Source organism: Pseudomonas fluorescens, assembly GCF_001307155.1.
Classification (GTDB): Bacteria; Pseudomonadota; Gammaproteobacteria; order Pseudomonadales; family Pseudomonadaceae; genus Aquipseudomonas; species Aquipseudomonas helvetica.
Genome location: NZ_CP012830.1, coordinates 5570665 through 5594420 on the forward strand (window position 1 = coordinate 5570665; position 23756 = coordinate 5594420).

Consider the following 23756-nt stretch of genomic DNA (forward strand, 5'->3'; position numbering starts at 1 on the left):
CATAGCGGACACAATTATAAAAATTACCGCCGCAGTCCACTGGCTGTCGGCAGGAGACACGCAATGACCCGTCTGGCTAAACACCTCGCCTGGTTTGCCGTGGCTGTCCTGGGAGCTTTTGCGCTGAGTGTCGTGGCCCTGCGCCGCGGCGAAGCCATCAACGCCCTCTGGATCGTAGTCGCAGCAGTCGCTATCTATCTTGTCGCATACCGCTATTACAGCCTGTTTATCGCCAACAAGGTGATGCAGCTCGATCCCGGTCGAGCCACCCCCGCCGTCGTCAACAACGATGGTCTGGACTACGTACCCACCAACAAACACATTCTTTTCGGTCACCACTTTGCGGCCATTGCCGGCGCCGGGCCACTGGTCGGCCCGGTACTGGCGGCGCAAATGGGTTACCTGCCCGGTACGCTCTGGCTGATCGCCGGCGTGGTATTGGCCGGTGCCGTTCAGGACTTCATGGTCCTGTTCATGTCGACCCGCCGCAACGGTCGCTCCCTGGGCGACATGGTCCGGGAAGAAATGGGCCGTGTCCCCGGGACCATCGCGCTGTTTGGCTGCTTCCTGATCATGATCATCATCCTCGCGGTGCTGGCGCTGATCGTGGTCAAGGCCCTGGCTGATAGCCCGTGGGGCATGTTCACGGTGATGGCGACCATCCCGATCGCGATGTTCATGGGCGTGTACATGCGCTACATCCGCCCGGGCCGCATCGGTGAGATTTCCGTTGTCGGCGTGCTGCTGTTGCTCGGCTCGATCTGGCTGGGCGGTCAGATTGCCGCTGATCCGGTCTGGGCCAAGGCCTTCTCCTTCACTGGGATCCAGATCACCTGGATGCTGATCGGCTACGGTTTCGTCGCGGCAGTAATGCCGGTCTGGCTGATCCTGGCGCCACGTGACTACCTGTCGACCTTCCTCAAGATCGGCACCATCATGGCCCTGGCAATCGGCATTCTGATTACCATGCCCGAGCTGAAAATGCCGGCGCTGACCCAGTTCATCGATGGCACCGGACCGGTGTGGAAAGGCGGGTTGTTTCCGTTCCTATTCATTACCATCGCTTGCGGTGCAGTCTCGGGTTTCCATGCGCTGATCGCTTCCGGGACCACCCCGAAACTGTTGGCCAGTGAAGGCCATGCCCGTTACATCGGTTACGGCGGCATGCTGATGGAGTCCTTCGTGGCCATCATGGCGATGGTGGCGGCTTCGGTGATCGAACCGGGTGTGTACTTCGCGATGAACAGCCCGGCGGCAATCGTCGGCGGTGACGTGGTACAGGTGGCTCAGACTGTCAGCAGCTGGGGCTTCATGATTACCCCCGAAGCCCTGCAAGCGGTGGCCAAGGACATCGGTGAAACCACCGTGCTGGCCCGTGCCGGCGGTGCGCCAACCCTGGCGGTCGGTATCGCGCAGATCCTGCACAGCGTTCTGCCAGGCGAAAACACCATGGCGTTCTGGTACCACTTCGCGATCCTGTTCGAAGCGCTGTTCATCCTGACGGCGGTCGACGCCGGCACCCGTGCCGGGCGTTTCATGCTGCAGGACTTGCTCGGCTCCTTTGTTCCGGCGCTCAAACGCACCGAGTCCTGGACCGCCAACCTGATCGCGACCGCCGGTTGCGTGGCAATGTGGGGTTACCTGCTGTACCAAGGCGTGATCGACCCGTTGGGCGGCATCAACACCTTGTGGCCGCTGTTCGGTATCTCCAACCAGATGCTGGCCGGTATCGCGCTGATGCTTAGCACGGTGGTGCTGATCAAAATGAAACGCCAACGCTACATCTGGGTGACCTTGCTGCCAGCCGCCTGGCTGCTGATCTGCACCACCACCGCAGGCTTCATCAAGCTGTTCGACGCCAACCCGGCGATCGGCTTCCTGTCGCTGGCGAAGAAATACAGCGATGCCCTGGCCAACGGTCAGATCCTCGCCCCGGCCAAGGACATCACGCAGATGCAGCACGTGATCTACAACGCCTACACCAACGCAACGCTGACGGCGCTGTTCCTCTTCGTGGTCTTCAGCATCCTGTTCTATGCGATCAAGGTCGGTATCTCGGCCTGGGGCAGCAAAGAACGCACGGATAAAGAATCGCCATTCCAGGCGATTCCAGAAGCGTAATCGAGGGTTGAAAGCATGTTCAATGACCTGAGTCGCCTCGGTAAATACCTCGGTCAGGCCGCGCGCCTGATGGTCGGCATGCCCGACTACGACACCTACGTCGAGCATTTGCAAACCCAACACCCGGACAAGCCGGTGATGAGCTACGAGGCGTTCTTCCGGGAACGCCAGGAGGCTCGTTATGGCAGCAAGGCTGGGCCGAAGTGCTGTTGACCCGCTGACGGCGGGTTACCAAATGTGATGTGGGAGCAGGTTTTTTGTGGGAGCGAGCCTGCTCGCTCCCACACGGAGCAGCTCCCATTTTTCGTTAGTGATCCATTCCATTCTAGATTTTGAACCGCGCCACCGTCTGGTGCAGTGTTCCTGCCATCTGCGCCAATTCCAGACCGGCGGTGTGGGTATGCTGGGCACCCAGCAAGACCTGCCCGGACACGTTACGAATGCGTACCAGATTGCGATCCACCTCACGAGCAACCAATGCCTGCTCCTCCGTGGCGCTGGCGATCATCAAATTGCGCTCATTGATCTGCGAGATTGACCGGGTGATCGCTTCCAGTGCCTCGCCGGAGCGTTGCGCGACTTCCAGGGTTGCCTGCACCAAGTAACCGCTGCTTTGCATGGCGGTCACCGCGTGCCCGGTATCGAGCCGAATGTTGCCAATCATCTGCTCGATTTCCTGGGTCGACACCTGAGTGCGATGGGCCAGTGCCCGCACCTCATCGGCGACCACCGCAAAACCACGTCCGGCATCGCCGGCACGGGCTGCTTCAATCGCAGCGTTGAGGGCCAGCAAATTGGTTTGCTCGGCAATGCTGCGAATCACCTCCAGCACCGTGCTGATGTCTTGTACGCGCCCGGCCAATTGCTGGATACGCTGTGAGGTATCCGTCATGCCATCAGCCAGCGTGCCTATCGAGGCCACTGTTTCCTGAACGTGTTCGCGGCCGCGCTGCGCGGTTTGCTCGGACACCCGGGACGCCTCGCTGGTACTGACGGCATTGCGTGCGACCTCGTCGACGGCCGCGGTCATTTGATTGATCGCCGCCGCAGCCTGCTCGATCTCCAGGCCCTGCAACTGCAAACTGTCACGGGTCTGGCTGCTGACCGCACTCAGCTCTTCGGACGAACTGGCCACCTGATCGACCGACGCCGCGATGTGTTTAACCATCGCGTTCAGGCTTTGCTGCATCTGGTGCATGTTCATCATCACGCTACCGTCGGCATTGGCCTTCACTGGCACTTGAGTCGTCAGATCGCCCTGCGCAATTTGACTCAGTGCCCGCGCAGCAACATCGGGTTCTCCCCCCAAGGGCCGGGTAACACTGCGCGTCACAATGACCGCCGCGGCGATGACCGAGGCCAGGCAGAAAACCAGCAACCCCAGCATGTTCAGGCGCGCATCGCTGTACAGGGCCTGCGCCGACCTTTCACGATCGGCGAAGATCTGCCCTTGCTGTGCCATCAGCATGTCCAGGCTTTTATAAACCTGCTGTTCGGCGGGGATCACTTGCTGTTTCAACTGCGCCATCGCAGCATCAAAGGCACCTTGCCTGATCAACGCCTGCACCTGGGTGAATGCGGCGACATAAGCTTCGCGATCCCTTTTCAGGGCCATATACGCAGTCTTGCCTTCTGGCAGGTCGAACAACGGCTCAAGCGCTTCAAGTGCCTGGCTGATGCGCTTTTTGGTGGCATCGATGGCCTGTTGCGCTTGCTGATTGTCTTTGTCGATCAACAGGTCCCGGGTGTTCCTGGCGTTGTCCCGAACACCTGTGGCAATGACCATGATCGGATCGATTTTCGGCCAGTCCTGTTTGACGATCACCATCGCCTGGTCCTTCAGCGTTGCCAGATCGTGCAACGCATAGAACGCCAGGCCTGTCAGTACCAACGGCGCGATTGCAAAGCCGATGACGATACGTTGAGCCGTGCTTAACTTGGCCAAATCAAATGCTCCCTGATGAGTACCTGCCCGACGGACAGCGCACTTGAAAACTTCATGTACCAATAAGCCTTGAATCCAGCTCGCCCATGGTCGCTTTAATGTCCGCGAATGTAGTGTTCCAGTTGCCGTATCAGGTCGGCCTGCTCGGCGATCGCTTCTTTGACCAGATCACCAATCGACAACAGGCCAATCAACTGGTCGCCTTCCAGCACCGGTAAATGGCGCAAATGACTGTCGGTCATGACCTCCATGCAACGCTCGATGCTCTGCTGACTGTCTGCCGTCACCACGGGCGCGCTCATGATGTCCCTGACCGGCGTACCGACCGAAGAGCGCCCCTGCAAAACAACCTTGCGCGCATAGTCGCGTTCGCTGATGACGCCGACTACCTGCCCCTCCTCTATGACGGGCAGAGCACCGACGTTCTTTTCGGCCATGAATTTCAGCGCTTCAAGGACCATCTGGTCTGGCGCGATGCTATGTACTTGCTGGTTTTGCACGACCTTCAGCTTCAGCAATTGTGCGGCTGTTTTCATACGGACCTCCGACGTCAATCACGCTTAAAAAAGCAAAAAAAAACGCCTGAAACCTTTCGGTTCCAGGCGCCTTTGCCTGTTCTTGTGCGGTGTTAAAACCAGACGTCCATGCCTGATGCTGCGAAGTTGCCCATGACCTGTTCGGCCAATCGATCATCGTTGACCGAGGGGCTGTCCACTGGAGTCCGTTCCAGATGAACTTGATACGAGCCTTGCAGCCTTTGTGCCAGTCGGCGGCAGGAAGCTTCATCCAGTGTGCGAACCCAGGCTCCCGAGCGTTAGAGGGAGGCGAAAGCTCATTGCACTGTCTCCCGCTGGTGCAAATCGTTACGCATAGCGCTTTATAAAAGTGCATCCAGGCGGTTGACCCGGTACCGCCGAGCGGTGTGGCAAGTTCTGAGCACTGCCTTACACTGCGATACACCCAATACGACTGTTCAACGGATCGACAGGTCCCACGGCAATCCGTGGCATCACCTCATGATCCGGGTGAAACCAACATGAAGACGGTCATGGCCCTTTTCACCTGTCTGCTCGCTGCCAGCGTGTGCGCGGCGACAAGCACCTGTGTGAACGCGGCCCCTCCTTCGCCAATCTTCAAGACCAGTTTCGACTGCGCCCAGGCAAGGGCATCCATCGAAAAGCTGATCTGTCGCGATCCGCAACTGGCACAGATGGATATCGAACTGACGCGTCTTTATCGCCTGGCGCTCACGGATGAACATTCAGTACCGCCTCCAGACACCGTCATGATCGACCAGCAGTTCTGGATCAAGTCCCGTAATCAATGCGCCTCCGCGCCTGCGCCCAAGGCGTGCACGATCCGAAGTTATGCCGAACGCGCGCACCAGTTGCGCCGAGGCTCGGCAATTGTGAGAACCAAGGATCCAGACCGGCTCACCGAAGGCCCCCTGGCTATTCGTTGTACGGGGTTTAACACGCTGATTACCGCCACCTTCTTCAGCACGCAACCGGGTGTCGTGTACCTGAAATGGGCAAATACTTCGATCACCCTGAGCCAGGTGCCGAGTGACTCGGGAACCCAATACACGGGCAAGGATTTCCAGGGCAACTACAGCTTCTGGCAAAACGACAACGTGGTCCTTTTCCAAAAACCAGGCTCCGCCGAAATGAGCTGTACGGCCGAGCCGGCCGGCTGATGGCTCTGGCGCAAGGTCGTTTGGAGACCGGCAGGCGAGGATGCAGCACCCTCGCCACTCACCTGTCCCTCAAAAAACAGCGATATGCGAGTCCGTTCGCGGCTCGGTTCCGCCACATAACACGCCCGTTTCAGCATCGCGCAGGATGATTTGTCCACGCCCATAATGGGTCCGGTCGCAGGCCACTTGCACTTGATGCCCCCGGCGCGCCAACGCTGCAGCCATGTCCCGCGAAGCGTCCTGCTCGATGCCGACCTGCAGCCCGCCCAGCCACTGCCAACGCGGTGCATCCAGCGCCGCTTGCGGGTTGAGGCCAAAATCCACCAGGTTCATGACCATCTGCACATGCCCTTGGGGCTGCATGTAGCCGCCCATCACGCCAAAGGGGCCCATCGCCACACCGTCCTTGCTGAGAAACCCCGGGATAATGGTGTGGAAGGTTTTCTTGCCGGGCGCCAGGCAGTTCGAGTGCGCCGGATCAAGGCTGAACTCTTCACCGCGGTTTTGCAGGGCGATGCCGCTGTCGGGCAACACCACGCCGGAGCCAAAGCCGTGGTAGTTGCTCTGGATGAACGAAACCATGTTGCCTTCGGCATCGGCGGTGGCCAGGTACACCGTGCCGCTGGCGTGAGGATCACCCGGTTGTGGGGCCATCGCCTGCTCACCGATCTGTGCCCGACGATGGGCAACATAGTTTTCGCTGAGTAAATCCTCCACCGCGACCCGCATGTGCTGCGGGTCAGTGATGTAATGCAGGCCGTCGCTGTAAGCGAGTTTCATGGCCTCAAGCTGACGGTGCCAGGTCTGCTGACTGTCGCGGTGATCGAAGTCGAAACCCTCGAGAATCTTCAAGGCCATCAAGGCCACGAGGCCCTGGCCGCTCGGCGGAATCTCCCAGACGTCATAGCCTCGATAATTGACCTTGATCGGCTCGACCCATTGGGCGCGGTAACCTTGTAAATCACTGGCGCGCAAATACCCGCCGGTCGCCCTGGAATGGGCGTCCAACCGTTGCGCCAGCGCCCCCCGATAAAAGCTTTCGCAACCTGTGGCCGCGAGTTCCGTCAAGGTCCGCGCCTGGGCCGGGTTGTAAAACATCTCGCCGGCGCGGGGCGCTCGTCCGTCAATCAAGAAGGTTTCGAACCAGCTATCGAGCACTTCGTTGCGGCTCGGGGTGAAGTTCTCCAACGCGGTTTGCCATTGAAGAGCAACCACTGGCGAAACCGGAAAGCCGTCGCCTGCCAAACTGATGGCTGGCTGCAACACATCGGCAAAGGGCAGACGACCGAACCGTTTGGACAGCTCAGCCCAGGCCGACGGGCAGCCTGGAACTGTCACGGGTGTCCATCCATGCAATGGCATTTTTTTGTGGCCGGCGGCTCTCACCGCTTCAATGCTCAGGGCCTGCGGGGCGCCGCCATTGGCGCTCAAACCATGCAGTTTGTTCTGAGTCCAGACCAGTGCAAAGGCGTCGCCACCGATACCGCAACCGGTCGGCTCGACCACGGTCAACGCTGCTGCGGTGGCAATCGCGGCGTCAATCGCGTTGCCACCACGCCGCATGATCTCGATACCGGCTTCGGCAGCCAACGGCTGCGAGGCCGCGACCATGCCGCGTTTTGCGAAAACACTTTGGCGCTGTGAGGCGTAGGGATACTCATGGGCAGAAAATTTGAACATGGCAGGTCTCACACATTAGGGATGCTCGGGCTCACAGCACCCGACCAAGAAAGGCGTGGGTGCGGGCGCGGCTGGCCGAAGATCTGAATGATGAGCGGCCATACCGTCATGGAGACGGTATAGCCGGTTATGGTGACGGTGCGAACGAGTTTTATTGGTGCTGAACCTGCAACTGGGACGACACCTGGACCCGCGCGAGCATGTGCTCGGCCCCTCCCCCGCGACGCATGCCGCGCACCGGGCAAGCGTCAAGGTACTCGAGGCCCACCGCCAGTTTCAGATGGCGCTCGGGTCGCGCCAATCGGTTGGTGACGTCGAAGCTGTACCAACCATCGTCGAGCCAGGCTTCGGCCCAGGCATGGCTGGCCAAATGGCTTTCATCTTCTGTGCACAGATAACCGGAGACGTAGCGCGCAGGAATGCCCAGGCTGCGAGCGCAGGCCAGGAAGGCATGGGTATGGTCCTGGCAGACCCCGACGCCGGCGGCAAAGGCTTCGGCTGCGGTGGTGTCCACCGCTGTAGCGCCCGGGCTGTAGACCATGTGTTCGGCGAGGCCATGCATCAAGTCAATCAACGCCCTGCGATCACGCCGCGTGCCGCACCGCTGTATGGCAAAGGCATTGAGGGCGTCGTCAGCCTTGGTCAGATGGCTGGTGCGCAAGAACGGCAACGGCGACTGACTGTCGTGTTCCACCTCCAGCATCTGGTCGATTTCAACCTGACCATAAGCGGTCAGCACGAGGGCGCCGTGAGGCTCATCCATCGTCAATACGTGCAGGATGTTGCCGTAAGGGTCGAGCTGGCTACGTACCAGGCGCGGCAGTTCCAGGTGCCATTCCAGAATGTGCTGGCGCTCGGTGTTCTTGGGCGTCAAACGCAGGAACTGGATGCTGGTGCAGACTTCGTCGGTGTAGCTGTAGGTGGTGTCGTGGCGTATGGACAGTTTCATACGACCTCCAGATAGGATTCGTGGACGGTCTGGCCGAGATGGCGAACCTGGGAGATGAAATCAGTCAGCCAGAGGTGCAGACCGAAACCGAGAATCTCGTCGATCCCGGTGTAGCGCAGCCGCGCATTCAGTTCGGCGGCCAGCCGCTGGGCCGCCCGCCCGTTACTGCCTGGCAGGCTGGCGAGGATCTGGTCCAGTTCCTCGATGCAAGCGTGCAGCGAACGCGGAACGGCGGCGCGCAACAGCAGCATCTCGGAAACCTGCTCGGCGTTCGGCGCATTGCGATAGAGCTCGTTGAACGCCTCGAAAGACGACAAGGCACGCAGCAAGGCGCTCCATTGGTAATAGCCGCGGGCCGAGTTGTCGCTCACCTCCTCCGACTCCTCGCCGTACATTTCGTAGCGCGCATCCAGCAGGCGCAGGGTGTTGTCGGCGCGTTCGAGGAAGGTGCCCAGTCGAATGAAGCAGTAGGCATCGTTGCGCATGATGGTGCCGGAGGTTGCCCCGCGGAACAGGTGCGAACGCTCCTTGACCCACTCGCAGAAATGGCTGATGCCATAACGTCCCAGGCCATTGCGGGCGATGTTGCGCATCTCCAGCCAGGTGGCGTTGATGTTCTCCCACATGTCGGCGGTGATCCGTCCACGTACCGCGTGGGCATTGGCCCGCGCCGCCTGCAGGCAGCAATAGATACTGCCGGGGTTGGTTTCATCCAGCGCGAAAAAATGCAGCATGCGTTCGGTGTTGAGTTCGCCGTAGCGCTGGTTGTAGTCGTCCAGCGTGCCGGCGGCCAACAGCGACATCGACAGCTCGGCATGGCCATCGGTGCGCCCGGCCTGGGGCATCAGCGACAGCGAGTAACTGACTTCGAGCATGCGCGCCAGGTTTTCGGCGCGCTCCAGATAACGGGACATCCAGTAGAGGTCCGAAGCGGTTCTTGAAAGCATGTCTTAGTCCTCCACTACCCAAGTGTCTTTGGTGCCGCCGCCCTGGGACGAGTTCACCACCAGCGAGCCTTCGCGCAATGCCACGCGGGTCAGGCCGCCGGGCACCAGGCGGGTTTCACGGCCCGACAGCACAAACGGGCGCAGGTCGATGTGGCGTGGGGCGATGCCGCTTTCGACAAAGGTCGGACACGTGGACAGGCACAGCGTCGGCTGGGCGATATACGCTTCGGGGCGGGCCTTGAGACGCGCGCGGAAGTCCTCGATTTCCGCCGCTGTGGCCGCCGGGCCGACCAGCATCCCGTAGCCACCGGAACCCTGGGTCTCCTTGACCACCAGTTCGGGAAGATTGGCCAGCACGTGGGACAGCTCTTCCGGTTTGCGACACTGCCAGGTCGGTACGTTCTTGAGGATCGGTTCCTCGGCGAGGTAGAAGCGGATCATGTCACCGACATACGGGTAGATCGACTTGTCATCCGCCACGCCGGTGCCTATGGCATTGGCGAGGATCACGTTCCCTGCGCGATAAACCGTCACCAGCCCGGGCACGCCCAGCATGGAGTCCGGGTTGAAGGACAGCGGGTCGAGAAACGCATCGTCGAGGCGCCGATAAATCACATCCACCTGTTTCGGGCCGGCGGTGGTGCGCATGTAGACATGATCGTCGCGAACGAACAGATCGGCGCCTTCAACCAGTTCCACACCCATTTCACGGGCCAGGAACGCGTGTTCGAAGTAGGCGCTGTTGAAGCGGCCGGGGGTCAGTACCACGGTCGTCGGGTTGTCCAGGGGGCTGGAGCTCTTGAGGGTGTCCAGCAGCAGGTTCGGGTAGTGGTCGATGGGCGCCACACGCTGGGCGGCGAAGAGTTCGGGAAACAGGCGCATCATCATCTTGCGGTCTTCGAGCATGTAGCTGACGCCGCTGGGCGTGCGCAGATTGTCTTCGAGTACGTAGTAACTGCCGTCGCCATCGCGCACCAGATCGACCCCGGAGATGTGCGCATAGATACCGCGGTGCAGATTCAGGCCCTGCATGGCGACCTGATAACCCTCGTTGGCCAACACCTGTTCGGCCGGAATAATGCCCTCCTTGAGAATCCGTTGCCCGTGATAGATATCGGCCAGGAACATGTTCAAGGCCTGGACCCGCTGAATGCAGCCACGCTCGACCATCTGCCATTCGCTGGCCTTGATGCTGCGTGGAATGATGTCGAACGGAATCAACCGCTCGGTGCCCTGCTCGTCCCCATATAACGTGAAGGTGATGCCGGCTCGATGGAACAGCAGGTCGGCTTCGCGACGACGCTGATCCAGCAGCTCCAGGGGCGTGTCCGCCAACCAGCGCGCAAACTCCTGGTAATGTGGCCGGCAGCCACCACTCGCATCATACATTTCATTAAAAAAAGCTCGGGACATACCCCACTCCTTGCCGCGATACAGCCGGCATTTTTTTATAACTTTGTCATTCCAATAGATGAAGCCTTACGTTGTTTTAGTGAGTACTGTTTCTGTAAAGCACCTCAGTGTGCACCGTGAACTTCCTGTCCCTTTATGAAGCTGGAAGCTCACGATTCCGACAGCGTCTTGACGCATTCTGGCGTCAGAGATCTGGCCGTTTCCGGATTAGCTTACTGGCGCTCCTACTTGTAACGCCCCCAGTTTCTTTTTTTCGCAAAAACCACACTTCCGGTGGTTTGAAAGTGCTTTTGCAAGGGCTGTGCCCACGCAACGCCAGGGCCGCTAAAAATCGGAAAAAGCCCCAGCAATGATATTGAGGCGACATTTCCGTTCATTTTTACGGTGTTTTTCTCGTAACACGCTGAAACGTTTATTGCACTTATCGTTTGCACAACTCTGGCGCGAACAAAATCGGTGCATTGGGTAAATAAGTTGACTTTATTGCCCTGTAAACGGGAAATTTTTACCCACTCTTTTTTATGAGCTTTGTAATACCAAACCTTCAGACCCGTACATCAAATTTCATCCTTGCACCATTAATGCGCACACAAACGCACACTATGGCTGCGCATGGAACCGAAGTGCCTGCTGATGACGCATAAAAGCACTCATCACATTATTCGGTTGAATGAGCGCTTCAAGTCGCAGGTTACGACGGTCAACACCGACCTGACAGGAACGCAACCGCACATCGGACAACGCAACAGCGCATGGGCATAATCAGCGGACTGAAAAAGAGTGATGGCCATGCTGATCGACGAAGAACTGACCCTGAAAAAACTGGAAGTGTTCCTGGCGTTCATGCGCACCGGCAATCTGGCCCGTGCGGCGGCCGAACTGCAGACCAGCAACGTCAGCGTGCACCGGGCCATTCACTCGCTGGAAAGCGCACTGCGCTGCCCGCTGTTCAAGCATGAAGGGCGTAACCTGACGCCGCTGGAAAGCGCCTATGTACTCGAAGAGCGGGCGCAGAAGCTGATTCAGGATGTGCTCGAAAGCGTACGCCTGACCCGCGAAGCCGCGGGGTTCTCGGCCGAACGTTTCAAACTCGGCTCGCTGTATTCACTGACGGTCAAGACTGTGCCGCAGCTGATCATGGGCCTGAAGATCCGCCGCAGCGAACTCAACATCGACCTGATCCTCGGTTCGAACATCGACCTGCTGTACAAGCTCAAGAACATGGAAGTCGACGCGATCCTGGTGTCCCTGGACGACACCGTCAACGACCCGGACTGCGAGCAGATCCCGCTGTTTTCCGACGACATCTTCCTTGCCACACCGGCCGACTCACCGTTTGCCCAACGCGCCGAAGTCGACCTCGCCGAAGTGCGCAACGAGACCTTCATTACCCTGACCCAGGGCTTCGCCACGCACCAGGACGGGATTCGGGTTTTCCAACAGGCGGGGTTCGAGCCCAAGGTGGCGATGCAGGTCAACGACATCTTCACCCTGCTGAGCATGGTCAGCTCCGGGGTCGGTTATGCGCTGCTGCCAGGGCGGATTGCTGCGGTGTACGAGAACCGGGTGAAGCTGATCCCGTTGCAGGAACGCTATCGGTTGCAGCAGCACATTGGGGTGGTGTTTCTGAAAGCCAAGGAACGCGACCCGAACCTGCTGGCGTTGTTGGCGGAGTGTCGGATGTATGCCAATCGGCAGGCCTGAAACCGAGGCGAGCCCATCGCGGGCAAGCCTTGCTCCTACGGGTCATATGTCGCGCCAAAATCCTGCGGCTTACGCAAAACCAGTAGGAGCAAGGCTTGCCCGCGATGACGGCATCACAGGCGAGTCAAATCCTCAACCTAGCCGACAATCCCGCGAACGATGAAGTACAGCAACGACGGCCCCAGCAGGCAGCCCAGCCCGGTATGAAAGGTCGCCGTCAGCGCCCCATAAGGCACCAACCGCCGATCCGTCGCCGCCAGGCCCGCCGTCACACCGCTGACGGTGCCGGCCAACCCACCGAAGACCATCGCCGAGCGCGGGTTATCAAGCCCCATCCATCGCGCCGCCATCGGTGTGCCGACCATCACCAGAATCGCCTTGATCAAGCCGGTGGCAATCGATAGCGCGACCACGTCGGAACTGGCGCCAATCGCCGCGCCCGTCACCGGGCCAACGATGTAGGTCACCGCACCGGCGCCAATGGTGGTCATGCTCACCGCATCGCGATAGCCGAACATCCAGGCGATGCTCGCCCCGACAATAAACGGCAGCACGGTACCCAGCAGCAGCGCGAGCGCGCCGATCAGCCCGGCCTTGCGTGCTTCGGTGGCCTGCACCTCGAACGCCGTGGCGACGATCGCAAAGTCCCGCAGCATGGCGCCGCCCATCAGGCCGATGCCGGAAAACACCGCGACGTCCGCCAGGCCTTTCTGCCCACCGGTGAGCGTGCCGCCGACCCAGGCCAGCACCAAGCCGATGACGATGGCAATCGCCGAGCCATGAATCCGTCCGAACGTCAGGCGTTTGGAGAGCACGACGGAGATCCACATGATCACCCCGACGAATGCGAACGCGGTGACCAGATCGTTATGTTTCAGACCCGCTTCCATGAGGTTCCACATATCAGCGACCTCCTGCTGGAGCGGTGATCGAGACACTGTCGACCGGCTCGTCCGGCAACGGTTCGCCTTTGTGGGTCCGGCTGATCAAGGCGATAGTGCAACCACAGATCACCACTGAACCGATGGCCGCCAACACCGCCACCGGGCCGCCGTGCAAGGCGGCGACAACGTTCTGTTGTGCAGCCATGGCCACCACCACCGGAATGTACATGGCGCCCCAGAAGCCGACACCCAACTCGCAATCCTTGGTCATGCCGCCGCGCTTGTGCATCCACAGCTTCGCGAAAATCAGCAGGATCATCGCAATACCAACCCCGCCGACATTGGACTTGACGCCCAGCAACACGCCGAGCATGTCACCCATGATCACCCCTGCCAGCGTACAGATCGCCAGCAGCGCCACACCGTAAATAATCATTGTTGTTATCCTCAAAGTGCATCGTCGAAGTTATTGTTTTTGTCCTTCGCAGCGTGAGCGGTGTCTAGGGTTGGCGACGTCCCTCCTCACGCAGCAGTGCTTGCAACGTGTCCAGGCGAGCACCATCGAAGGCGATGACCGTGCCTTGTTCAAACACCCGTCGGGCCAATCCTGTCAGCACTGCACCGGGCGGCAGTTCGATGTGCAACCGCACGCCACGCTCGTAGGCGCTTTGTACGGTGCCGCGCCAGTCCACCACCCGGCACATGTTGAACGCCAGATCCTCGCGCAACGCCTCGACCGAACGGATCGGCCGGGCGCGGCTGCCACTCAGGTAGCCGATTGTCGGTAGCTTCAATGGCACTTTGGCAAACGCCTCGGCCAGTACCTGCGCGGGCTCATCGAGCAGCGGGCAATGCGACGGCACGCTGACCGACAGCCGTTTAGCCAACCCTGCGCCACAGCCTTTGGCCAATTCAGCGACAGCGTTCATCGCCGCATCACTGCCGGCAATCACCAGCTGGTTATCGGCATTGATGTTGGCCAGGTAAACCGGCGTCTCGCTGCTGTGAACCTGCGCCAGCAAGCCTTCCACGGTCGCAAGGTCCAGACCGATGATCGCGGTCATGCCGTAGCCCTGCGGCCAGGCCTGTTGCATCAACTCACCCCGCAGGCTGACCAGATGCAGCGCATCGCTGAAACGCAATGCCCCCGCCACCACCGCCGCCGGGTACGCGCCGATGGACAGCCCGGCCACGTAATCCGCTGTACATCCCTGCTGCAACAAGCTGCGCGCCGCCGCGGTTCCCGCGATCAGCAGACACAACTGAACCGCACGGGTCGACTTCAGCGCCTGGGTGGAATCGAGTAGCAAAACATCTTCGCCCAGCACCTCGCTCGCCTCGATCACGGTCGCCTTGGGCAAACGATGGAGCATGCCCGGCTGCTGCGCGCCCTGGCCGGGAAACACCAACAGGCTGCTCACGCCGTTTGCTCCTGTGGATACCAAGGGTCGGTCACCAACCGTGCTTCGTGGGCATTTTTGAGCAGCACCCGCTGTGCCGGACCGGCCCATTCGCGCAAGGCAACCGCGCCCAGTGGCGTTTGCAATTGCATATCCACCGGGCACGCAGCGGCGTCCAGCCACGTCAGCAGTTCCCGAGCCTTAACCCGATCCAACGGTTGCGGCGTACGCAGGATCAAGTCGAGATCGCTGCGCTCATGCAAGGCCGTCACACCACAGGCCAATTCAAACCCGGCGCTGCCGCTGACGCCCCAGACCCAACCGCAGGCATCGAGCATCGGTCGCAATTGCACCAGGGCCTGCAAGGCCGGCAGATCGCGATCACCCTCGACATGGCAAAGATCTTCCGGTCGAATCCGCTGCCGGATCGCCTCGACCGCCATCCACGTGGCATAACGTTGCTCGCGCAACGCTCCTCGTACACCCACCGCAATCTGATCGGCGGCACTCATGGCGCGTCGAACCACGACGGGGTGACCCTTGCGTGTCACCTCGACGGCCCAGCGTGGCGCGTCCGCTGGCAACTGCTCCGCGGTCAGGCCCCAGAGCAGGTCATGGGCCAGAAACGCGTTCACCATTGCTCACGCAACAGTTGGCGAACCTTGCTTGACGCCGCACGATTGGCCGCCCCCAGACGCGAGCTCAAATCAGCCCCGGTGCTTTCAACGTCGCCAATGGCCTGGCGTAAACAGTCGCTGACCCGAGCCAGATCGCTCGCGGTCGGCTGCTCGATCTGCTCCACCGTCAGGGTTTCCCAAAGCAGGCCAAGGCTGGCATAGCTGTCGATGTCATAGGCCATCGGCGGTACGCTGGCAGCCAGCACTTCGAGTTCTTCAACACTGCGCAGGGTGACCCGCGCAGCCGAGACCTTGCCCATGGCGTGAACCATTACCCCTGGGTCACGCAAGGCAATCAGCCGGTTGGCCTGATAACCGTGGGCCAGAAACGCCCCGGACATCGCCTTGCCCACCAGCAAACCAATCACCGCATGCCCGGCCAGTCGTGCACGGGCATAACTGTCCGCAGCAGCGGCCAGCGCCTGGTGGATGCCCAAGGCTTCTTCGCGACGACCGTAGGCCTGGCTCGGCACATCGACGATGGCGATCAATGCGCGTTTTTGCGGTTTGGCGCGATCGGCTTCAATGACTTCATCCACCGCTTTGGCCAGACCCCAGCCCTCCAACAAACCGACCTCGCCGTGACGGGCGCGGACAAAGCGGTTCTGCGGATCGGCCACCACCGCGATAAACCGCACGGGCTGCTCGCGCAGCACGCCATCGGCGACTTTCAACGAAGCGGGCAATCCGTCGACGACGGTGGCGCCGGCACTCAAGGCGTCAAACCAGTGCAAACCTCTCAGGGAATAACTGCTCATGAGTGCGCTCCTTGGTACAGATCGCGAACCGTCACCGGCTCGATTTGTGGCACCGCGTCCAGGCGCGCGAGGCGTTGCAGGAAAAGATCCGCCTGGCGACTGCGCTGTTCAGCGGGTAACCCCTGCTGCAACAACTCGCTGACCTGTTGCTGAATCTGCGCCACGTCATCGGCGACATACCGATCCACCAGCCCACTGGCGAACCGTTGCTCGCCGCCGGTCAGGCTCCAGATGAACGGACGGTCGCGCGAGTCGTATTCCTCGATCCCGGCTTCCTGTTCGATCACCTGCGGACCATTAAGGCCAAGGCGCGCTTCCTGAGTGACCAGTAGATAACTGCACAACCCGGCGGCAATCGACATGCCGCCAAAACAACCGACGCTGCCGGCCACCACACCGATCACCGGCTGGTACTGGCGCAAATCGACAATCGCCGCGTGAATATCGGCAATCGCTGCCAGCCCGAGGTTGGCTTCCTGCAAACGCACGCCGCCGGTTTCCAGCAACAGCACGGCGCGGGTGGCGATGCCCTTGCGGTTGTCCTCGGCTGCCAGTTCCAGCGCGCCGGCAATTTTCGCCCCGCCGACTTCACCCAGGCTGCCGCCCTGAAAGGCGCCTTCGATGGCGGCGATCACCACTGGCAAACCGCCGATGCTGCCCTTGGCGATGACCACACCGTCATCGGCTTGCGGTACCACGCCCTGACGCGACAGCCATGGCGACATGACGCGCTGGAACGGGTCGAGCAATTCACGGAAGGTCCCGGCGTCGAGCAAGGCCTTGGCGCGTTGCCGAGCGCCAAGTTCGACGAAACTGTGTTTGTTCAGGAGCGCTGCGCTGTCAGTCATGGCCGATCTCCTCGAAGCCTTGTTCCAGACGCAAACGCACCACGCCGGGCGTGGCCCCGAAATCATGAATATCGATGGTCATCGCCGGCGGTGTCTGGCCGTCGAACATCCGTGCGAACACATGCTGCCAGCGCTGTTGGCTGCCATTGACCGAGGTCTGCACCTGGATCGTCAGGGTGCCGGCCTGTCCCGGTTCGAGCAGTACTTCGAGATCGCCCGAGCCGACACAGCCGACCAGCGCCCTGCCCCGCGCCGGCTGCCCGGCGGGGAATTCAAAGGATAAGGTTTCCATCAGAAAGCTCCCTGGGTGACGCCGTCGCAGGATGAGATGCGGTCGATAAGCAGGCAGGCTGCGAGCAAATCCGCAGCGCCGCCGGGTGAGGCATTCAACGCAATTAATTGTTGGTCCAGCTCATGCAACCGGCGCCGACCGGCCAGGCTGGCACTGCCGCCCGCCTCCAGCACCGAGCGGGCGCCGAGTTGCATCGTTTGCAACCCCTGCTCGCCTGCGCGGTACAGCACGCAGGTATCGGCGAGCGTGCTCATGATCGCCAGCAAGGCATCGAGCCGGGCGTTCTGTTCGCCGCTGCCATTGGCGCGGCTACGTTGGAGTTGCGGCAAGCCGAATTGCATCACGGCCGGAAAGCCTAGTTGTGCCTCTTCCCGAGCGCCCCGCGCCCCGTAACGTTGTGCTACTTGAGCGCCGTGGCTGAACGGCCGTGGCGCATGGCGATCCTCGAGTAAAGCCAGACGCGCGGCGCGCACAGTGACCGCGCTGGCACCACTGGATTCAGGTTCCAGCGCGGCGGCCGCGACCAACAGGCCCAAGGCCCAGATCGCTCCGCGATGGGTGTTCACGCCATCGGTGGTGGCCAGCATCGTTTGTTCACCGTCGCGACCGATTTGCCCGAGGGCCTCGCGCAGCGGCAGACCGACTTCGCCAAACGTGATAGCTGCTTGCGCCATGTCCTTGAAGGCCGGCCACAGCGACAGTGCCGAAGCGTGCATCAGCCCCAGGTGCAAATCGCTGTGGGCACCGTTGCCGCGACGATCGACCAGCGCCGGTTTGGGTGACAGGTCGGCTTCGTCGATCAGCGCGTCTACAGCCAGGTCCGCCAGCCGTTCGGCCAGGGTCAGGCGCTTGGGTTGCAGATTAAGTGCGTGCATTACCAGCTCCTGAATTTGGCGGGCGGGTTGTACAAGCCACCCGACCACTCCACCAGATCGGCGACGCTTTTCGCCGCCAGCAATTCGCGGGTGGCGTCGGTGCGGCGGATGCCGAGGTCTTCGGGCAAGGCGATCAGGCCCTCGCGGCGCATCCGCGCAGTGTCTTTGGGGTTATGGCGCAGGCCGATGGCGGTGACCCCGGCCACGGCCGCGATCATTGCCTGGCGTTCTTCCAGGGAGCGCGCCTTGTACAAATAGGCGATGCCTTCTTCGGTGAGCAGGTGAGTGACGTCGTCGCCGTAGATCATGATCGGCGCCAGCGGCATGCCGCTTTTCTTCGCCACTTCAACCGCATCGAGGGTTTCAACGAAAGTCGGTTTGCCGCCCTCCTGGAAAGTCTCGACCATTTGCACCACCAGCTTCTTGCCCCGTTCGAGCAGCGCTTCGGGGGCATCGTCGTGGCGCATGTCGAGCCAGGCCGGGGTCCCGTGGCGGCGGCCACGCGGGTCGTGGCCCATGTTCGGCGCGCCGCCAAAACCGGCCAGGCGTCCACGGGTCACGGTGGAAGAATGGCCGTCGCCGTCCACCTGCAAGGTTGCGCCGATAAACAGGTCCACCGCGTACTGCCCGGCCAGTTGGCAGAACATTCGATTCGAACGCAGGGAACCGTCGCGGCCGGTGAAAAACACGTCCGGGCGCGCAGCAATGTAGTTCTCCATCCCCAGTTCGGTACCGAAGCAGTGCACGCTTTCGACCCAGCCACTTTCGATGGCCGGAATCAGCGTCGGGTGCGGGTTAAGGGTCCAGTTGCGGCAGATCTTGCCCTTGAGTCCAAGCGATTCGCCGTAGGTCGGCAAGATCAATTCGATGGCGGCAGTGTTGAAACCGATACCGTGGTTGAGCGACTGAACGTTGTGTTTTTCATAAATCCCGCGGATCGCCATCATCGCCATCAGCACATGCACGGGTTTGATGTGCCGAGGGTCGCGGGTGAACAACGGTTCGATGTAGAACGGCTTGTCGGCCACCACCACGAAATCCACCCAGGACGCGGGAATGTCCACGCGGGGCAACTCGCTGACGTCGTCCACCAACTGGTTGACCTGGACGATCACAATGCCGTCGCTGAAGGCCGCCGGCTCGATCAGCGCCGGAGTGTCCTCGGTGCTCGGCCCGGTGTAGATATTGCCGGCACGGTCGGCCATGAAACCGGCCGAGAGCACCACGTTGGGAATCAGGTCCACCACCAGTCGGGCGTAGAGTTCGATGTAGGTATGGATCGCGCCGATTTCCAGCAGACCATCTTCAAGCAACTGGCTGATGCGCAGACTTTGGGTGCCGGCGAAGGAGAAATCGAGCTTACGCGCGATGCCTCGTTCGAACAGGTCCAGGTGCTCGGAGCGGCCGACGCTGGGCATGATCATATGCAGGTCATGCAGCTTGGCCGGATCGGCCTTGGCCAGGGAACGGGAAAGAAAGTCCGCCTGCTTCTGGTTGTTGCCCTCCAGCACCACGCGGTCGCCAGGCAGAATCAATGCCTCCAGCGCCGCAACGATCTTGTCGGTGGGCAACACCACGCCATCGGCGAGACCCCGCACCTGCTCCAGGCGACGCTGTTTTTCACTGCGCCGCCGCGTCCAGCGCGAGTCGGGGGATATTGTTGTTGTCATGCTCACTCCACGGGTTCGCTTACGTGGAGCTACCTTAGGAGCTAACGGAGGGAGGCATCAATCAAGATGAGCGGCGAACCGTTACGCTCAGGTTAACGTTTTCCATGAAAGCCACGATGAGTGAGGTACGCCGCATGGACTGCTCGTCCACGTCGATTGCTGTTTTGAAAGCATTACCTGCTACTGTCTTTCACTCCCGCTGCGCCGCATGTGGAATTATCAATGACAAAACTGATGCCAATGGATAATAAAACGCCTGATCCTCAATCCGTCTGTAGTCCCATTACCAGCAGCGCGATTTTCATCGTCGCCACACTAGCGCCTGGGAATGAATCTGCCGCTAAAGTGCGGGCCTGGTGCGCAGACGTCGCGGCCCTCACGCGATCGGTCGGTAAACGTGTTCCCTCGGGCAATTTGTCGTGTGTCTGCGGCATCGGTTCCAGTGCCTGGGATACCTTGTTCGGCAGCCCGCGTCCCGCCTCTTTGCATCCATTCCGCGAGTTCGGTGTAGAGGGACGTCGAGCCGTCGCAACGCCGGGCGACATTTTGCTGCACATTCGTGCGGATCAAATGGACCTCTGTTTCGAATTGGCGACGCAATTGCTCTCAGCGCTTGGCGATGCAGTCTCGGTCGTTGATGAAGTTCAGGGTTTCCGTTATTTCGACATGCGCAGCATGGTCGGTTTTGTCGACGGCACCGAAAACCCGGTCGGTCGCCATGCTGTCGACTTCACGATCATTGGTGATGAAGACCCGTCGTATAGCGGTGGCAGCTATGTGCTGGTACAGAAATACCTGCACAAGATGAGCGCGTGGAACGAGTTATCCGTCGAGGCTCAGGAACGCATTATCGGACGCAAAAAACTCTCCGATATCGAACTCGATGACTCGGTCAAACCGAGCTGTTCGCACAGCTCCTTGACGACCATCACCAAGGACGGACAGGAAGTGAAAATCCTGCGCGACAACATGCCGTTCGGTCGGCCAGGCGCAGGCGAGTTCGGTACCTACTTCATCGGCTATGCGCGCTCCCCAGAACCGATCGAGCAGATGCTCGAGAACATGTTTGTCGGCAGACCCGCGGGCAACTATGACCGGTTGCTCGATTTCAGCACGGCGGTCACCGGAGGCTTGTTCTTCGTTCCGTCAGCAGACCTGCTCGAAGAGCTCGCTGATCGCGAGCCTTAGGCCATTGGTAAAAAAAGCCCGGCGCGAAAGATCGCGCCGGGCCTTTATCGTATGAAACCAGTCATCAATGAGTGGTCATTCCGGCCATATGCATCATCAGCCGGAACAAGCTCGCCACTGCCCCCAGCGCAATCACACTGCCGAACCAGATAGCGATCAACCAAAGAACCCGTCGATACCAAGGGGAGGATTGGTTTTGCGTGACCGACTCTTCACTCGTCAGAGCGCTTTTGCTGTCAATGGTAGCCATCGCCGATCCTCACTTTTCCGCGGAACACGTAGTAGCTCCAGCAGGTGTACATCAGGATGATTGGCAGAATGAACAACGTGCCGATCAAGATGAACAGCTGGCTTGAAGGCGGCGATGCGGCCTCCCACAGGCTGATGGAGGGCGGTACGATATTCGGCCAGATGCTGAAGGCCAGACCGATATACCCCAGGAAAACCAGCGCCAACGTGAACACAAATGGCCAGTGCGAGTGGTAGTGGCGTAACGACCTGAGCAACCCGAATAGCGCCAGCACTCCGAGGATCAACAACCCGCCAAAGACCACGGTATGCGCGTGCGTGAACCAGCGAATCGCAATCTCCGGATGCAGCATCGGTGTCCAGACACAGAGCACCGCCACGACCGCCGTGAGGGTGAACGCCAGCGGGCGAGTGTAGTGACGCATGCGTGATTCAAGCATGCCTTCGGTCTTGACCAGCAACCAGGTACTGCCGAGCAGCGCGTAGGCGACGATCAACCCGAAACCGCAGAACAGTGGAAAGGCTGACAGCCAGTCCAGGGTGCCGCCTGCAAACTGCCTATTGACCACCGGAATTCCAGCGATATAGGCGCCAATCACGATGCCTTGGCAAAACGTTGCCAGGAGCGAGCCGCCGATAAAGGCCATGTCCCAGATGTGACGTTTTTCAGGACTGGCCTTGAAGCGGAATTCAAACGCCACACCGCGAAATATCAACCCGGCCAGCATGAAAATCAGCGGCAGATACAACGCCTCCAGAATCACCGAGTAAGCCAACGGAAACGCACCGTAAAGTGCCGCCCCGCCGAGTATCAGCCAGGTTTCGTTACCGTCCCAGACCGGCGCGACGGTGTTCATCATCACATCGCGTTCCTGCCTGTCCGGGATCAGCGGGAACAGGATGCCCAACCCCAGATCGAAGCCGTCCATGATCACGTACATCATCACCCCGAAGGCAATGATGACGCCCCAGATCAACGACAGATCTATACCTTGAATACCCATGATCTATCCCCTTGCTCAGTTGACGTGATCGCCGGACGCGAACGTCTCGGAGATGGCGGACAGGGGGCGGCGTGGCGTGCGCTCCTGGTCCAGACCGCCTTGAGGCGGATGCTCGTGATGTGGCTGCGGGCCTTTGCGTACCAGCTTCATCATGTAGCCGATGCCCACCGCGAACACCGAGAAGTAGATCAACACAAACAACGCCAGCGAAACGCTGAGCTGCGTGACCGTGTGGTTGGAAGCCGCATCGGCGGTTCGCAGAAGCCCGTAGACGACCCATGGCTGACGGCCTACTTCTGTGGTGATCCAGCCCGCCAACATCGCGATAAGACCGGTCGGCCCCATGAACAACACCAGGCGCAGGAACAGGCGGTTGCGGTACAGCGCCTCGTTACGACGTAAAACAAGACCCAGCAAACCGGTGAGGATCATCAACATTCCAAGCCCGGCCATAATCCGAAAGCTGAAGAAGATGATGGTCGCGTTAGGACGGTCCTCTTTTGGGAAACTCTTGAGGGCGGGGATCTGTTTATCCAGGCTGTGAGTCAGGATGAGGCTGCCCAGGTAAGGGATTTCCAGCGCATAGCGGGTCTTCTCGGCCGCCATGTCCGGGATACCGAACAGCACTAGCGGCGTCGGCTCGTTACCGATGTTTTCCCAGTGCCCTTCCATGGCGGCAATTTTCGCCGGTTGATGTTCCAGGGTATTCAAACCATGGGCATCACCGACCACCGCCTGGATCGGCGCCACGATCAACGCCATCCACAACGCCATCGAGAGCATCTTGCGCACTTGCGGCGTGTCATTTTTGCGCAGCAAATGCCAGGCCGCGGAAGAGCCGACAAAGAACGCCGTGGCCACAAACGCAGCGATGGCCATATGCGCCAGTCGGAATGGGAACGACGGATTGAAGACGATGGCCAGCCAGTCCATCGGCATGATCCGCCCATCCACGATCGAGAACCCCTGTGGCGTCTGCATCCAGCTGTTGGAGGCCAGAATCCAGAAGGTCGAGATCAACGTACCGATGGCGACCATCACCGTGGCAAAGAAGTGCAGCCCTCGCCCTACCCGGTTCCAGCCAAACAACATCACCCCAAGGAAGCCGGCCTCGAGAAAAAACGCCGTCAACACCTCATACGTCAGCAATGGCCCGGTAATACTCCCGGCGAAGTCAGAGAACCGGCTCCAGTTGGTGCCGAACTCGTAGGCCATGACCAGCCCGGAGACCACTCCCATACCGAAGTTGACGGCAAAGATTTTCGACCAGAAGTGATACAGGTCCTTGTAAACCGAGTTGTTGCTTTTCAGCCAGAGCCCTTCGAGGACCGCCAGGAAACTGGCAAGCCCGATAGTGATGGCGGGAAATATGATGTGAAACGAGACCGTAAACGCGAATTGAATTCGCGCCAGGTCGAGCGCTCCCGGATTTAACATGACAATACCCTCATAGTGG

Annotated in this window: 23 protein-coding genes; 5 read left to right on the plus strand and 18 right to left on the minus strand. The window is 60.3% G+C overall.

What is annotated here, in order from left to right:
* Window positions 1-63: 63 nt before the first annotated feature.
* A complete protein-coding gene (locus AO353_RS25255; protein WP_054597412.1) occupies window positions 64-2121 on the plus strand; it encodes a carbon starvation CstA family protein in 2058 nt (685 codons plus the stop codon).
* Window positions 2122-2136: 15 nt separating this feature from the next.
* A complete protein-coding gene (locus AO353_RS25260) occupies window positions 2137-2334 on the plus strand; it encodes a YbdD/YjiX family protein (protein ID WP_054597413.1) in 198 nt (65 codons plus the stop codon).
* Between the two features lie 112 nt (window positions 2335-2446).
* Here AO353_RS25260 and AO353_RS25265 read toward each other — a convergent pair whose 3' ends face one another.
* Window positions 2447-4066, minus strand: coding sequence for a methyl-accepting chemotaxis protein (locus AO353_RS25265; protein ID WP_054597414.1), 1620 nt, complete (start codon window positions 4064-4066; stop codon window positions 2447-2449).
* 95 nt (window positions 4067-4161) lie between these two features.
* Window positions 4162-4602 carry a CBS domain-containing protein gene (locus AO353_RS25270; protein ID WP_054597415.1) on the minus strand — a complete coding sequence of 147 codons (441 nt, stop codon included), beginning with the start codon at window positions 4600-4602 and terminating at the stop codon, window positions 4162-4164.
* A gap of 500 nt (window positions 4603-5102) precedes the next feature.
* Between AO353_RS25270 and AO353_RS25275 the strand changes: the two genes are divergently transcribed.
* Window positions 5103-5762: an MliC family protein gene (locus AO353_RS25275; RefSeq protein ID WP_054597416.1), complete on the plus strand. Its 660-nt coding sequence runs from the start codon at window positions 5103-5105 to the stop codon at window positions 5760-5762.
* A gap of 69 nt (window positions 5763-5831) precedes the next feature.
* Here AO353_RS25275 and AO353_RS25280 read toward each other — a convergent pair whose 3' ends face one another.
* From AO353_RS25280 to AO353_RS25295, 4 genes are all read right to left on the minus strand, one after another.
* On the minus strand, window positions 5832-7442 hold the full coding sequence (locus tag AO353_RS25280) for a gamma-glutamyltransferase family protein (protein WP_054597417.1): 1611 nt from the start codon (window positions 7440-7442) through the stop codon (window positions 5832-5834).
* 151 nt (window positions 7443-7593) lie between these two features.
* A complete protein-coding gene (locus tag AO353_RS25285; protein WP_054597418.1) occupies window positions 7594-8391 on the minus strand; it encodes a transglutaminase family protein in 798 nt (265 codons plus the stop codon).
* Complete coding sequence (locus AO353_RS25290) at window positions 8388-9338, minus strand: alpha-E domain-containing protein (protein ID WP_054597419.1); 951 nt, start codon at window positions 9336-9338, stop codon at window positions 8388-8390. The genes AO353_RS25285 and AO353_RS25290 overlap by 4 nt, the downstream gene beginning before the upstream one ends.
* A gap of 3 nt (window positions 9339-9341) precedes the next feature.
* Window positions 9342-10751, minus strand: a complete 1410-nt coding sequence (locus AO353_RS25295; RefSeq protein WP_054597420.1) for a circularly permuted type 2 ATP-grasp protein — start codon at window positions 10749-10751, stop codon at window positions 9342-9344.
* Between the two features lie 789 nt (window positions 10752-11540).
* On the opposite strand from AO353_RS25295, the gene AO353_RS25300 reads away from it, so the two are divergent.
* Window positions 11541-12455: a LysR substrate-binding domain-containing protein gene (locus tag AO353_RS25300; RefSeq protein WP_054597421.1), complete on the plus strand. Its 915-nt coding sequence runs from the start codon at window positions 11541-11543 to the stop codon at window positions 12453-12455.
* A 137-nt stretch (window positions 12456-12592) separates the two neighbouring features.
* On the opposite strand, the gene madM is transcribed toward AO353_RS25300, so the two are convergent.
* From madM to mdcA, 9 genes are all read right to left on the minus strand, one after another.
* A complete protein-coding gene (gene madM, locus AO353_RS25305) occupies window positions 12593-13357 on the minus strand; it encodes a malonate transporter subunit MadM (protein WP_019690474.1) in 765 nt (254 codons plus the stop codon).
* A 1-nt stretch (window position 13358) separates the two neighbouring features.
* Complete coding sequence (gene madL / locus AO353_RS25310) at window positions 13359-13775, minus strand: malonate transporter subunit MadL (RefSeq protein WP_054597422.1); 417 nt, start codon at window positions 13773-13775, stop codon at window positions 13359-13361.
* 64 nt (window positions 13776-13839) lie between these two features.
* The gene (mdcH, locus tag AO353_RS25315; protein WP_054597423.1) at window positions 13840-14760 is read right to left on the minus strand and encodes a malonate decarboxylase subunit epsilon; all 921 of its coding nucleotides are present in this window, start codon (window positions 14758-14760) and stop codon (window positions 13840-13842) included.
* Window positions 14757-15377 (minus strand): malonate decarboxylase holo-ACP synthase, encoded by a 621-nt coding sequence (locus tag AO353_RS25320; protein WP_054597424.1) that lies wholly within the window; start codon window positions 15375-15377, stop codon window positions 14757-14759. Before AO353_RS25320 ends, mdcH begins: the two co-directional genes overlap by 4 nt.
* Complete coding sequence (gene mdcE / locus AO353_RS25325; RefSeq protein ID WP_054597425.1) at window positions 15371-16174, minus strand: biotin-independent malonate decarboxylase subunit gamma; 804 nt, start codon at window positions 16172-16174, stop codon at window positions 15371-15373. The genes AO353_RS25320 and mdcE overlap by 7 nt, the downstream gene beginning before the upstream one ends.
* Window positions 16171-17022 carry a biotin-independent malonate decarboxylase subunit beta gene (locus tag AO353_RS25330; protein WP_054597426.1) on the minus strand — a complete coding sequence of 284 codons (852 nt, stop codon included), beginning with the start codon at window positions 17020-17022 and terminating at the stop codon, window positions 16171-16173. Before AO353_RS25330 ends, mdcE begins: the two co-directional genes overlap by 4 nt.
* A complete protein-coding gene (locus AO353_RS25335) occupies window positions 17015-17314 on the minus strand; it encodes a malonate decarboxylase subunit delta (RefSeq protein WP_054597427.1) in 300 nt (99 codons plus the stop codon). The genes AO353_RS25330 and AO353_RS25335 overlap by 8 nt, the downstream gene beginning before the upstream one ends.
* The gene (locus AO353_RS25340) at window positions 17314-18189 is read right to left on the minus strand and encodes a triphosphoribosyl-dephospho-CoA synthase (RefSeq protein ID WP_054597428.1); all 876 of its coding nucleotides are present in this window, start codon (window positions 18187-18189) and stop codon (window positions 17314-17316) included. Before AO353_RS25340 ends, AO353_RS25335 begins: the two co-directional genes overlap by 1 nt.
* Entirely contained in the window at window positions 18189-19859 is a 1671-nt protein-coding gene (gene mdcA, locus AO353_RS25345) for a malonate decarboxylase subunit alpha (protein ID WP_054597429.1), read from the minus strand. Before mdcA ends, AO353_RS25340 begins: the two co-directional genes overlap by 1 nt.
* 240 nt (window positions 19860-20099) lie before the next feature.
* On the opposite strand from mdcA, the gene AO353_RS25350 reads away from it, so the two are divergent.
* Window positions 20100-21047, plus strand: a complete 948-nt coding sequence (locus AO353_RS25350) for a Dyp-type peroxidase (protein WP_371917638.1) — start codon at window positions 20100-20102, stop codon at window positions 21045-21047.
* Between the two features lie 64 nt (window positions 21048-21111).
* On the opposite strand, the gene AO353_RS25355 is transcribed toward AO353_RS25350, so the two are convergent.
* The 3 genes from AO353_RS25355 to AO353_RS25365 are packed head-to-tail and all read right to left on the minus strand — an operon-like array spanning window position 21112 to window position 23737.
* Complete coding sequence (locus tag AO353_RS25355; protein WP_054597431.1) at window positions 21112-21297, minus strand: DUF2474 domain-containing protein; 186 nt, start codon at window positions 21295-21297, stop codon at window positions 21112-21114.
* A complete protein-coding gene (cydB, locus tag AO353_RS25360; RefSeq protein ID WP_054597432.1) occupies window positions 21284-22300 on the minus strand; it encodes a cytochrome d ubiquinol oxidase subunit II in 1017 nt (338 codons plus the stop codon). Before cydB ends, AO353_RS25355 begins: the two co-directional genes overlap by 14 nt.
* Before the next feature lie 15 nt (window positions 22301-22315).
* On the minus strand, window positions 22316-23737 hold the full coding sequence (locus tag AO353_RS25365) for a cytochrome ubiquinol oxidase subunit I (RefSeq protein WP_054597433.1): 1422 nt from the start codon (window positions 23735-23737) through the stop codon (window positions 22316-22318).
* Window positions 23738-23756: the final 19 nt, after the last annotated feature.